12 protein-coding genes are annotated in these 12417 nt (G+C 68.1%); 6 read left to right on the forward strand and 6 right to left on the reverse strand.

From position 1 onward, the window contains the following. Positions 1-13: 13 nt before the first annotated feature. Together B9N97_RS06730 and B9N97_RS06735 are read right to left on the reverse strand one after the other, a co-directional pair. On the reverse strand, positions 14-490 hold the full coding sequence (locus tag B9N97_RS06730) for a GNAT family N-acetyltransferase (protein WP_085084554.1): 477 nt from the start codon (positions 488-490) through the stop codon (positions 14-16). A 31-nt stretch (positions 491-521) separates the two neighbouring features. After that, entirely contained in the window at positions 522-1673 is a 1152-nt protein-coding gene (locus B9N97_RS06735; RefSeq protein WP_085084556.1) for a PQQ-dependent sugar dehydrogenase, read from the reverse strand. A gap of 230 nt (positions 1674-1903) precedes the next feature. Here B9N97_RS06735 and B9N97_RS06740 point away from each other — a divergent pair, with 230 nt between their 5' ends. Then, entirely contained in the window at positions 1904-3244 is a 1341-nt protein-coding gene (locus tag B9N97_RS06740) for an APC family permease (RefSeq protein WP_085084558.1), read from the forward strand. 22 nt (positions 3245-3266) lie between these two features. On the opposite strand, the gene B9N97_RS06745 is transcribed toward B9N97_RS06740, so the two are convergent. Next, a complete protein-coding gene (locus B9N97_RS06745; protein WP_085084560.1) occupies positions 3267-4109 on the reverse strand; it encodes a helix-turn-helix transcriptional regulator in 843 nt (280 codons plus the stop codon). 154 nt (positions 4110-4263) lie between these two features. On the opposite strand from B9N97_RS06745, the gene B9N97_RS06750 reads away from it, so the two are divergent. Then, complete coding sequence (locus B9N97_RS06750) at positions 4264-5721, forward strand: amidase (RefSeq protein WP_085084562.1); 1458 nt, start codon at positions 4264-4266, stop codon at positions 5719-5721. Positions 5722-5885: 164 nt separating this feature from the next. After that, on the forward strand, positions 5886-6884 hold the full coding sequence (locus tag B9N97_RS06755) for a sensor histidine kinase (protein ID WP_167393203.1): 999 nt from the start codon (positions 5886-5888) through the stop codon (positions 6882-6884). 65 nt (positions 6885-6949) lie between these two features. Here B9N97_RS06755 and groL read toward each other — a convergent pair whose 3' ends face one another. Beyond that, positions 6950-8575: a chaperonin GroEL gene (gene groL, locus B9N97_RS06760; RefSeq protein ID WP_085084566.1), complete on the reverse strand. Its 1626-nt coding sequence runs from the start codon at positions 8573-8575 to the stop codon at positions 6950-6952. 19 nt (positions 8576-8594) lie between these two features. Continuing rightward, a complete protein-coding gene (groES, locus tag B9N97_RS06765; RefSeq protein ID WP_085084568.1) occupies positions 8595-8912 on the reverse strand; it encodes a co-chaperone GroES in 318 nt (105 codons plus the stop codon). Positions 8913-9388: 476 nt separating this feature from the next. Here groES and B9N97_RS06770 point away from each other — a divergent pair, with 476 nt between their 5' ends. The 3 genes from B9N97_RS06770 to B9N97_RS06780 all read left to right on the forward strand — a co-directional run bounded on the left by B9N97_RS06770 (position 9389) and on the right by B9N97_RS06780 (position 11248). Further along, positions 9389-9658: a hypothetical protein gene (locus tag B9N97_RS06770; RefSeq protein WP_208621161.1), complete on the forward strand. Its 270-nt coding sequence runs from the start codon at positions 9389-9391 to the stop codon at positions 9656-9658. Next, on the forward strand, positions 9655-10038 hold the full coding sequence (locus tag B9N97_RS06775; RefSeq protein ID WP_085084572.1) for a type II toxin-antitoxin system HicB family antitoxin: 384 nt from the start codon (positions 9655-9657) through the stop codon (positions 10036-10038). Before B9N97_RS06770 ends, B9N97_RS06775 begins: the two co-directional genes overlap by 4 nt. 133 nt (positions 10039-10171) lie before the next feature. Further along, positions 10172-11248, forward strand: a complete 1077-nt coding sequence (locus tag B9N97_RS06780; protein WP_085084574.1) for an NAD(P)-dependent alcohol dehydrogenase — start codon at positions 10172-10174, stop codon at positions 11246-11248. 25 nt (positions 11249-11273) lie between these two features. Here the strand turns inward: B9N97_RS06780 and B9N97_RS06785 are convergent, their stop codons facing one another. Beyond that, positions 11274-12398 (reverse strand): hypothetical protein, encoded by a 1125-nt coding sequence (locus B9N97_RS06785; protein ID WP_208621162.1) that lies wholly within the window; start codon positions 12396-12398, stop codon positions 11274-11276. Between the last annotated feature and the right edge of the window lie 19 nt (positions 12399-12417).

The raw sequence follows: 12417 nt of genomic DNA on the forward strand, positions 1-12417 counted from the left end.
GCCGAAGCGCCGCCTATTGCGGCGTCAGCCACTTCTCCATCGCATAGTTGTGGATCGGCACGTCGCCGATCCGCAGCTCGCGGCGCTCCAGCAACGCGAAGCCGCGGCGCAGGAAGAAGGGGCGGGCGGCCTCGCTCGCCTCCACATGCAGGCGCGGGTGGCCAAGGGCGCGGGCGCGCGCCTCCAGCCTGTCGACCAGCGCCGACATCACGCCGCGGCCGGCGGCTTCAGGCGCGCAATAGAGGAAGTTGATGTGGCCGTCTGACTCTACGTCGCTGAAGGCCACCGGCCGGTCGGCCCCGTCCACCGCGACCAGGGCCACGCGGCCGTCGCCATAGGCCTCGCGCACCCGCTCTACCGTCGGCGCCTGCGCCGCCCAGGCCTCCACCTGCTCCGGGCCATAGAATCGCGAACCGATGCCGCGGACGGAGCGGGCATAGATCTCCGCCAGAACCGGGGCGTCCGACGGCCGGTAGTCTCTGATCCTCATCTGCCCCATCTTTCGGCCCAACTTCAGGCGGTCACTTCGCCGGCGCCAACCTCAGGACCGCGCCGTCGGCGGCATCGGTGATGACATAGAGGGCGTCGTCCGGTCCCTGTGCCACATCGCGGATACGCGCGTCGAGCGGAATGCGCTCCACCTCCCTCGCGCTGGTGCCGTCGATGGCCACGCGCACCAGCCCCTTGGCGCTGAGGCCGCCGAGCAGCGCGCTGCCCTGCCAGTCGCGGAACAGCCCGCCGGTGTAGAAGACCATGCCGGAGGGCGAGATCACCGGCGTCCAGTGGACCGCGGCGTCGGCGAACTCCTTGCGGGTCGGCGGGTCGGGGATGTCGCGGCCGTCGTAATGCTTGCCCCAGCTGACCACCGGCCAGCCATAGTTCCTGCCGGCTTCCGGCCGGTTCAGCTCGTCGCCGCCCAGCGGCCCCATCTCGCCGATCCAAAGCGAGCCGGTGCGCGGGTCGATGGCCGCCGCCTCGATGTTGCGGTGGCCGTAGGACCAGATGGCGCCGGCCGTCTTGCCCTCGCCGGCGAAGGGATTGTCCTTCGGCAGCGAGCCGTCGCGGTTCAGCCGGACCACCTTGCCCAGCGTGTTGTCGCGCTTCTGCGCCGGGTCGAATTTGAACCGCTCGCCCAGCGTCAGGAAGATGTGGCCGTCGGGGGCGAAGGCGATGCGGGTGCCGAAATGGTTGCCGCCGTCCATCTTGGGCGACTGGCGGAAGATGACCTGGAAATCCTCGATCCCCCGCTCGCCCAGCGTGCCGCGCCCCAGCGCCGTCCCGGCGGTGCCGTTCTCACCCGGCTCGGCATAGGCGAGGTAAACGGTGCGGTTGCGGGCGAAATCCGGATCGGCCGCCACGTCCATCAGCCCGCCCTGGCCTTGATTGAAGACCTTCGGCGTCCCGGCCAGCGGCGCGGACAGCGAGCCGTCGCGCGCCATGATCCGCAGCCGTCCGGGCTTCTCCGTCACCAGCGCCCGGCCGTCGGGGAGGAAATCGATGCCCCAGGGCCGCTCCAGCCCGTCGGCGAAGCGGCTGATCGCCACCGGCCCGGCGCTGGTAGCCACGGTCTTCACCGCCTGCGACTGTGCCAGGGCAGGGGCGGCGGCGAAAAGTCCCGTGGCAAGAAGAGCGGCAACGGGAATGGCGGCCGACAGGGTCAGGGTGCTGCGCATCACGATCCTCCGGTTTCGGGCGGTGGACTTCCAGATGGGGGTGTCCGCGGACCGGCCAAGGTCCGTTCGCCGAAAGAATCCCCTGCCGACCCCGTAACACCCTGGGGGTATTGTCCGTCCGCCGCCCCGGGCCTCACCCTCCGCAAGACAAATGGTGATGTCACGGACCTTCCGTCAGATGCGCGACCCCGGAAGACGTCACCGGAACAGGAGTGTTTCAGGAGGTGGAAATGAGGGATGACGTGACTCTGCACCGCAGGCTGGGCCTGTCGGCGGTCGTGCTGTTCGGGCTGGCCTATATGACGCCGATGATCGTGCTGGGCACCTTCGGCGCCCTGGCGACCGCCAGCGAGGGCACGACGGCGATGGCCTATGTGCTGGCTGCCGGGGCGATCCTGCTGACGGCGATCAGCTATGGCGTGATGGCCAGGGTCTATCCGGTGGCGGGTTCGGCTTACACCTATGCCCGCAAGTCCCTGAGCCCCAGCATCGGGTTCCTGGTCGGCTGGGCGGTTCTGCTCGATTACTTCTTCCTTCCCATGGTGATCTGGCTGATCGGCGGCGCCTATCTGTCGTCGGCATTCCCCGATGTTCCGGTCTGGGTCTGGATCCTGGGCTTCATCGGCTTCACCACCATGGTGAATCTGGCCGGCGTGCATTTCGCCGCCCGCGTCAATCTGGTGCTGATGGTGGTCCAGCTGGCCGTGCTGGTCGCCTTCATGCTGCTGGCGGCGCGCTTCGTCATGGCGGCGAGCGGGCCGGGCGGGCTGGCGTCGGTCACGCCCTTCTTCCGGGCGGACGTGCCCTTCGGCGCCTCGGTCGCCGGTGCGGCGATCGCGGCCTATTCGTTCCTGGGCTTCGACGCCATCTCCACCATGACGGAGGAGGTCCGCGACGCCCGGCGCACCATGCCGCGGGCGATCATGATCGTGGCGCTTGCCGGCGGCGCGATCTTCGTACTTGCCGCCTATGTGACGCAGCTGGCCCACCCCGGCACCGAGTTCGCCTCCGTGGACGCCGCCGCCTTCGAGATCGCCAAGACCATCGGCGGCGACCTGTTCGTCACCATCTTCCTCGCCACCCTGGTGGTCGCCCAATTCAGTTCCGGCCTTGCGGCGCAGGCCAGCGTCGGCCGGCTGCTGTTCGCCATGGGGCGCGACGGCGTGCTGCCGTCGGGGCTGTTCGGGCGGCTTCACCCGCGCTGGCGGACGCCGGTGTTCAATCTGGTGCTGGTCGGCTTCGTCGGGCTGGCCGCGCTGTGGATGGACGTGACGACCTCCACCTCCTTCATCAATTTCGGCGCCTTCCTGGCCTTCACCGCGGTCAACCTGTCGGTCATCGCGCTCTATCTCCGGCGGGAGCCGCAGGTGCGGTCGGTGGGGGCGCTGGTCGGGCTGGTGATCCCGGCGGCCGCCGCGCTGTGCGATCTCTATCTTCTCGCCAATCTGGACGGCAACGCCAAGCTGCTGGGTCTGGCCTGGCTGGCGCTGGGCGTGCTCTATCTCGCTTATCTGACCGCACTGTTCCGCAAGGCGCCGCCGGAGATCCACTTCGTGGAATCCGTCTCCTGAACGGGACTCCGCCGGCCGGCGGTCAGCGCGGGCCGGCGGAGATCAGCGGATCGGTCAGGAAGGTGCGGAAGAGTTCGCCCTGGCTGGAGATCCGCAGCTTTGCATAGATCCGGCGGCGATGGACCTTCACCGTGTCGGGGGAAAGCGACAGCACCGCGGCGATGGACTGGGTGGAATGGCCCTTCAGGATCAGCGTGACCACCTCCAGCTCCCGGTTGGTGAGCGCCGGGTGCTCGATCCGCCGCGGCGCGCCGGCTTTCGCGCCATCGGCCGCGGCGGTCGGCAGGCCACGCCAGTGCCGCTCCCCCAGAGCACGGACAAGGCCGGCCGCAGCCTCAAGCCTCGCCAACTCGCCGGGGGAGAATTGCAGCGCGTCTCCGATGCGGCACAGGGACAGGATGCCGACATGGCCGGCGTCCAGCGTCAGGCGGAAGCCGACCTCATCCACGATCCGGGTCGCCGCGTAATGGAGGCGGAAATACTCCGACTGTTCGAAGTCGTCGGGCGCCAGTTGGCGCATGACGATGAAGGACGGCCCGTCGGGCCGGCGGCTGGCGTCGTAGAAGGGGTCGAGCACATAGGTGCCGGCCAGATACTGGTCGACGATGATCCGGCGGTCGGCGCCAAGCCGGTCGTTGTGCAGGTCGAAGGCGCGGCCGTCGGGGGCGTAATGGAAGCCGTTCATCATCTGGTGGCTCACCAGCCGTTGCAGCGCCGCTTCCATCGCCGCCGGAAAGCCCGGCGTGCCGAGCGCCGCGACGGCCCGGGCGACGGCGTCGTTCCAGTCCGCGAAAGGAGGAGCGGCGCCGGGTTCGCCAGAGGGAGTTGCGGCGCGAGTTGCGGCGGGTTCGGCAGCGGGGGGCATGCGGAGGGTGACCTTTCCTCGTCCGATGCCGGCCATTCGCAACAGGCGGCACGGGACGGCATCGTGGCATGACGCCCGTAGCATTTCCAAATTTTTCCAAGGGCATGCAGGCCCGCCGTCGCCATCGACGGTTCATTTTGCACAGGGTAAGTCCATGACCTCTCCGACGCCGACCGAACTTCACCCGCTCGACCTGCCGGCAACCGCGATGGCCGCGGGCATCCGCGCCGGCCGCTTCCGTGCCGAGACGGTGGTGGGGGAGGCCATCGCCCGTGCCCGCGCCGTCTCCGAACCGCTCAACCCCTTCACCCTGCTGCGGGAGGAGCAGGCGATGGCCGCCGCATTGGCGGCCGACCGCGCGGTCGAGCGGGGGGAGGCGGTCGGCCCGCTGCACGGCGTGCCCTTCGCCGCCAAGGACATGACGCCGACCGCCGGGGACCTGACCACGCTCGGCTCCTGGACGGAGGATTTGCGGCCGGAGGAGAGCGCACTGTGCATCCGCCGGCTGACCGACGCCGGCGCCATCCTGATCAGCAAGACCACCACGCCGGAATTCGCCCATTCCAGCTTCACCTACAGCCCGCGCTGGGGCGTGACGCGCAACCCGTGGGACCCGGCGCGCACGTCCGGCGGCTCGTCGGGCGGATCGGCGGCGGCGGTGGCCGCCGGGGTGGTGCCCTTCGCCGAGGGGACCGACATGGGCGGATCGGTGCGCATCCCGGCGGCCCTGTGCGGCACGGTCGGGCTGAAGCCCAGCCTGGGGCGCATTCCCATGACGATCCTGCCCAGCGTGTTCGACGGCATTTCCCATTTCGGGCCATTGGCGCGGACGGTGGAGGACGCCATCGCCTTCATGGAGGCGGCGTCGGGACCGAGCGACGAGGACATCCAGTCGCTGCCGTTGACCTTCTCCGGCGGCCGGGCGCGGGCGGGGCTGCTGGAGGGGCGGCGCTTGGCCCTGTCCATCGACCTCGGCTATTACGAGGTGCAGCCGGGCGTGGAGGCGGCGATCCGTGCGGCGGTGGACCTGCTGCGCCGGGCCGGGGCGGTGGTGGACGAGGTGCCGATCTCCTGGACCCGGGCGGTGAACGACCAGTGGTTCGACCTGTGGTGCGTGTTCATGAGCGCCTATTTCGGCGACCGGCTGGAGACGCGGAGACAGCGCATGGACCCGGCCATCGTGGCGCTGATGGAGCGCGGTTTCGCCCTGGGCGCCACCGAGGTCAAGCGGGTGGAGCTGCTGCGCACCGCCATGTGGCGCGACATGGCCCGGCTGTTCGACCGCTACGACGCGCTGCTCTGCCCGACCTGCGCGGTGACGGCGCCCCCGGCCGACGCCGGTGACGACGACTTCATGGCGACGGCCGATGACGGGCGTTATCGCGGGTTGGACATGACCTGTCCGTTCAACCTGCTCCCGCAATGCCCGGCGCTGTCGCTTCCGGTCGGGCCGGCGGCGGATGGGCTGCCGGTCGGGCTGCAGATCGTCGGCCGCCGCTTCGCCGACGAAGACGTGCTGGGCATCGGCCGTGCCGCCGAGGCGCTGCTGGCCGCCGCTGGCCGTACCGGGGCGCTGCCTCCCTGGCATGGTGCCCGCCCGGGTCGCGGCTGAGGGCCGCGGTTGAGCGCACAGACGAATTTCGTCACATCATTGTGCGCATACCCGGGTCATCCGAATCCGCATTCCGGCTGTTATCCCTCCGTCGCGTCGCAGGTTGGGTTGCTGGGAGCAAAGTACGGAGGATGGAAAATTTCTTACGTCGGCTGAGTTCCAGCTTGCCGCAAGCGGCCTGGGCGCAATACGGGATCACGTTGCTGCTGGTCGGGCTGACCGCGCTGGTGCGCTATGCGCTCGACCCGCTGCTGTTCAAATACCCGTTCCTGGTCTTCATCCCGACCATCTTCGTCATCTCTCTGCTGTTCGACCGCGGGGCGGGCTATCTGGCCGTGGCCCTCTCGGGGCTGTGCTCCGCCTGGTTCTTCATGAAGCCGGAGGGGGTGCTGTGGATCGCCGATCCCGGCGACCGGCTGGCCTTCCTCATCTACATGGCCCTTGGCTTCGGCATCGCCGGCGGCGCCAATGCCCTGCGGCGGGCGAACGAACAGTTGCGCCTGTCCTGGGACCAGCTGTCCGCCGCCAATGCGGAAAAGGACCTGATGCTGCACGAGATCCACCACCGGATCCGCAACGACCTGCAACAGATCTGCGCCCAGCTGACGCTTGCCGCCCACCGGTCGGGGAACGGGCAGGACATCGTCAGCGGCACCATCGAGCGGATCGGCGTGCTGTCCCGCGTCTATGTCCGCCTGCGCCGGGTTGAGGGCGTCAACATCGTCAGCTCCAAGGACTTCCTGGAAAGCCTGGTGGAGGACATCCAGCTTGGCGTCGTCGGGGTTCGGCCGGTGGCGGTCGGCGCCGAGGTGGACGACGTCGACCTCGACATGGGTGTCGCCGTGGCGGTCGGCACCATCGCCAACGAACTGATCACCAACGCGCTGAAATACGCTTTCCCCGACGGCCGCTCCGGCCGCATCGACCTGACCTTCCGCAAGGAGGACACGCACTGCGTGCTGCGCGTCTGCGACAACGGCGTGGGCATCCTGAGCGACCGGCCGCAGGGCACCGGACTGGGCGGCCGGATCATGCGGCAGCTCGCCCTGCAGCTGCGCGGCAGCCTCGACATCGAGCCGCAGCCGGAGCATGGACTGAAGGCCACCCTGCGCTTTCCCTGCTGCAGGGAGGCATCACCGGACGACAGGCTCGCCGCGACATGAAAAGAGGGGCCGCGCCACGAGTGGCGCGACCCCGTCAAGAGAACGTCCGGGCGAAGCCGTCCGGCTTAGAAGTCCATGTCGGCGCCGGGGGCAGGCACCGCGGGCTTCTTCTCCGGCAGTTGGGCGACCATCGCCTCGGTGGTGATCAGCAGGCCGGCGACGGAGGCGGCGTCCTGCAGCGCGGTGCGCACCACCTTGGCCGGGTCGATGATGCCGGCCTTCACCAGATCGCACCACTCGCCCTTGGCCGCGTCATAGCCGACGGCGTAGTCGTTGCTGTCGTTCAGCTTGCCGACGATGATCGAGCCGTCGACGCCGGCGTTGGTGGCGATCTGGCGCACCGGGGCGGTCAGCGCCCGGCGCACGATCTCCACGCCGACGCGCTGGTCGTCGTTGGCCGGCTTGACGGACTCCAGCACCGCGACCGCGCGGGCCAGCGCCACGCCGCCGCCCGGCAGGATGCCTTCCTCCACCGCCGCGCGGGTGGCGTGCATGGCGTCGTCGACGCGGTCCTTGCGCTCCTTCACCTCGACCTCGGTGGCGCCGCCGACGCGGATCACCGCCACGCCGCCGGCCAGCTTGGCCAGCCGCTCCTGCAGCTTCTCGCGGTCGTAGTCGGAGGTCGTCTCCTCGATCTGCTGGCGGATCTGGCCGCAGCGGGCCTTGATGTCGTCCTTCGACCCGACGCCGTTGACGATGGTGGTGTTGTCCTTGGTGATGACCACCTTGCCGGCGCGGCCCAGCATGTCGATGGTGACGCCGTCCAGCTTGATGCCCAGCTCCTCGCTGACCACCTGGCCGCCGGTGAGGATGGCGATGTCCTCCAGCATGGCCTTGCGGCGGTCGCCGAAGCCGGGGGCCTTCACCGCCGCGACCTTCAGGCCGCCGCGCAGGCGGTTGACCACCAGGGTCGCCAGCGCCTCGCCTTCCACCTCCTCTGCGATGATCAGCAGCGGCTTGCCCGACTGCACCACCTTCTCCAGAACCGGGATGATGGCCTGGATGCCGGACAGCTTCTTGTCGTGGATCAGGATGTAGGGATCGTCCAGCTCCACCTGCATCTTGTCGGCGTTGGTGACGAAGTAGGGCGAGGTGTAGCCGCGGTCGAACTGCATGCCCTCGACGACATCCAGTTCGGTCTCCAGGCTCTTGGCTTCCTCGACCGTGATGACGCCCTCGTTGCCGACCTTCTCCATCGCGCGGGCCAGCATGTCGCCGATCTCGCGGTCGCCGTTGGCCGAGATGGTGCCGACCTGGGCGATCTCCTCGTTGGTGGTCACCTTCTTGGAGCGGGCCTTCAGCTCGGTCACCACGGCGTCGACCGCCATGTCGATGCCGCGCTTCAGGTCCATCGGGTTGATGCCGGCGGCGACCGACTTGGCGCCCTCGCGCACGATGGCCTGGGCCAGCACGGTGGCGGTGGTGGTGCCGTCGCCGGCCAGATCGGCGGTCTTCGACGCCACCTCGCGCAGCATCTGCGCGCCCATGTTCTCGAACTTGTCGGCCAGCTCGATTTCCTTGGCGACCGACACGCCGTCCTTGGTGATGCGCGGGGCGCCGAACGACTTTTCGATCACCACGTTGCGGCCCTTCGGCCCCAGCGTGACCTTCACGGCGTCGGCCAGGATGTCGACGCCGCGCAGCATCTTGTCGCGGGCGGTGGAGCCGAACTTCACGTCCTTCGCAGCCATGGTCCTGTTCCTCCCCTGATCACGCGGCCTTCTTGGCGGGTTCGGCGGCAGCCTCGATCACGCCGAGGATGTCGCTCTCCTTCATGATCAGGAGATCCTCGCCGTCGATCTTCACCTCGGTGCCGGACCATTTGCCGAACAGCACGCGGTCGCCGGGCTTCACGTCGAGGGCGATCAGCTTGCCGGCCTCGTCCCGCGCGCCCGCACCGACGGCGATGACCTCGCCCTCCTGCGGCTTTTCCTTGGCGGTGTCGGGGATGATGATGCCGCCCTTCGTCTTGGTGTCGGATTCGACGCGGCGGACCAGAACGCGGTCGTGAAGCGGTTTGAAATTCATGGCGTGACACTCCTTGAGCTTAAGCGAATGTCTTGAGTTTCCAAGCACGCCCGAATGGGCCGTGCTTGCGGTTGGAAAATTTACTCAGGCTTTTTTTATCGTCAAGGGGATTTTTGAAGAAGAAATTCGAGATTTTTTCTTGTTATGTTCGGCCAGCGACAAGTGCCCGTTGCCGCAAGTGCCGGCACGGGTCGAGGTGCTTGCTCAGTTTTTCTTGAAGTTTTCTCAGGCTGGCGCCGAATCCGGCCGGACCGGATGGGGTGGGGCGCGCAAGAGTCTTGTCGTCGGCATCGCACACATCCTCCGCAGAGCAACATGCAGGACACGGTCTTCGGGCTCGCCGGGATCCTGTGGGGTGAGGCACCCCGGCGCGGGCAAAATTTAGTCGGGCGCGAGCAGGCGTCAAGATGGAAGGGCGAGTCCGTCGGCAGCTTGCCCGTCGGTACCGCCGGTGATACTATACGAGCATGACTCAGATGGAAAAGATCCTCGCCCGCATGAGGAACAATCCGCGGGATTGGCGGATCGAGGATCTTGAGGCTGTCGCCCGTGCACAGGGTGTGAATATCCGCAAACCCTCCGGCAGCCACGTCATTTTCGACTACGCCGGTGTTGTCGAGGCGCCATCCGTTCCCGCTCATCGACCGATCAAGCCGGTCTATGTCAAAGCCTTCCTCGCCTTCATCGAAGCCGTCCGGGAACGGCAGGCGATGGAGTGGCGTGAAGCACAGGAGAATGACCGATGAAACTCGACTATCCTTTCACCATCCGCCCCCTCAGCGAAGAGGATGGCGGCGGATACCTGATCGAGTTTCCGGACCTTCCCGGCTGCATGTCCGACGGCGACTCCATTGAAGAGGCGCTTGCCAACGGTGCCGACGCCATGCACGGCTGGATCGAGGCGATGCGCGCCGCCGGGCGGGAGATCCCGCCGCCGTCGGTCGCCGATGACGGGGCCTTCAGCGGCAAGTGGCAGCAGAGGGTGCCGAAATCGCTGCATCGGCGGCTCACTGAACGGGCCGGACGGGAGGGCGTCAGCCTGAACACCCTGGTCGTCTCGCTGCTCTCCGAAGGGTTGGGGCGCCGTGACGGCGCGGGGCCCGACACCAAAGCTCCCACCAATTAATCTGCATCAACGCGGGTCCCTTCCCCGCCGTGCCAGACTGGGCGGCGTGAAGCACAGCGCCGGCCGCGGGCCGTTTGCGATGTTTGCGCGACGCAGCCCCTCGACCGGCGGCCACCATCAAGGGGAGGACGCCATGGTCATGATGAAAGCGGCGGTGTTCGTCGAACCGGGCCGCATCGTGCTGGACGACAAGCCGATTCCAGATGTCGGACCGCTCGACGCCCTGATCCGCATCACCACGACGACGATCTGCGGCACCGACATCCACATCCTGAAGGGCGAATATCCGGTCAATCGCGGCCTGACCATCGGCCACGAGCCGGTCGGCATCATCGAGAAGCTGGGTTCCGCCGTCACCGGCTACCGGGAGGGGCAGCGGGTGATCGCCGGGGCCATCACCCCCAGCGGCCACAGCAACGCCTGCCTGTGCGGCTGCCATTCCCAGGACGGCGCCGGCACCAGGCATGGCTGGAAGCCGCTGGGCGGCTGGCGGTTCGGCAACAGCATCGACGGCTCCCAGGCCGAATACCTGCTGGTGCCCGACGCGATGACCAACCTCGCCCCCGTCCCCGACGGGTTGACGGACGAGGAGGTGCTGATGTGTCCCGACATCATGTCCACCGGCTTCGCCGGGGCAGAGCGCGGCAACATCCGCATCGGCGACACGGTGGCGGTGTTCGCGCAGGGTCCCATCGGCCTGTGCGCCACCGCCGGGGCCAAGCTGAAGGGCGCCACCACCATCATCGGCGTCGACACCGTGCCGGCGCGGCTGGAGATGGCGCGGCGCATGGGCGCCGACCATGTGGTGGATTTCCGCAGTGTCGATCCGGTGGAGGAGATCATGCGCCTCACCGACGGCCGCGGCGTCGACGTCGCGATCGAGGCGCTGGGCACCCAGGCGACCTTCGAGGCGGCGCTGCGCGTCCTGCGGCCGGGCGGCACGCTGTCCAGCCTGGGCGTCTATTCCGGCGACCTGCGCCTGCCGCTGGGGCCGTTCGCCGCCGGGCTGGGCGACCACACCATCGTCACCTCGCTCTGCCCCGGCGGCAAGGAGCGGATGCGCCGGCTGATGGGCGTCGTCGCCTCCGGCCGCGTCGACCTGAAGCCGCTGGTCACCCACCGCTTCACGCTCGACCGGATCGAGGAGGCCTATGAGCTGTTCGGCCACCAGCGCGACGGCGTGCTGAAGGTGGCGATCACGCCGAACTGACCACCGTCGCGGCGCCGGGATCCTCCTACGCCCGCCCTCCTATGCCTCGCTTGTAGACGATCAGGAAGGCGACGGCGGCGAGGAAGGGCAACCCGGCGTCGCGCAGGTCGTTGTTGAGGTGCAGCATGGCGGCATAGAGAACGATGCCGGTCACCGCGATCGTCGGCAGCAGGGCGTCGGCGATGCCGAGGATGCCGCGCCCCTCCAGCCATGCTCCCACCGCCAGCGTCGCGCGGACCAGCGCGATCAGGATGAGGAAGGCGATCCCGGCCAGCAGGACATATTCCAGGGTGATCGCCGCCGGCAGATAGAGGGCGGGTACCGATCCGGCAAGGACCGGAGACAGCGCGCCATGCGCCGATTTCACCGCGGCGACGGCGATGTAATGCAGCGCGGTCGCCAGCAGCAGATTGCCGGACAGCAGATCCACGGTCCGCCAGGACAGGAAGGCCGGCCAGCGGATGCGGTCGAGAACGAAGAATGCCAACGCGGTCCCGCTGCCGAACAGCAGGGCATAGTCGGGCGACAGCGGCCATTTCGACAGCGTGTGCCCGAGGATCAGGATGTCGAACAGCGCCACCGACAGCCCCAGCAGGGCGACGGCGGCGGTGCGGGAGGAGTGCCGGTGATGGGCGAACAACCGTCCGGCGGCGACGAAGACGATCCAGGGAAAGACCGGGAACCAGCCCGGAAGGGGCGACGCGAACAGGTTGTAGACGTAGGGCAGCGGAAGGACGATCCAGGCGCCGCACAGCGCCAGAAGGAACAGGGCGATGAACACCCGGTTGGCGGCGCCGGCACTGGCGTGGATATCGAACAGAAGCCGGGCGGCGAACAGAAACATGAAGAAGTCGCTGGTGAACGGATTCTTCTCCTGGTACAGGCCGTGGATGGCCGCTAGGATGAACAGCTTCAGATGGCCTTCGATCCTCTTGCCAAGCGGCTTTCTCAGGAAGTGATCGAGCGTCATTCCGAAGGCGAAGAAGAACATCACCGGCGCCAGTTCGAAAACGAACTGCAGGATGTTGACCAGATGGTAGGTGTCCGGGATCGAGCGCCCCCAATGGGCCGCCACCATGAAGACGAGGGCGGTGACGCGGATGACGTCCAGGCTTCTGTCCCGGGCCGGCTGCGGGGTCGGCATCAGCATAGGGGCACTCCCAGGCAAG

This window comes from Azospirillum oryzae, from assembly GCF_900177515.1.
Taxonomy (GTDB): domain Bacteria; phylum Pseudomonadota; class Alphaproteobacteria; order Azospirillales; family Azospirillaceae; genus Azospirillum; species Azospirillum oryzae_A.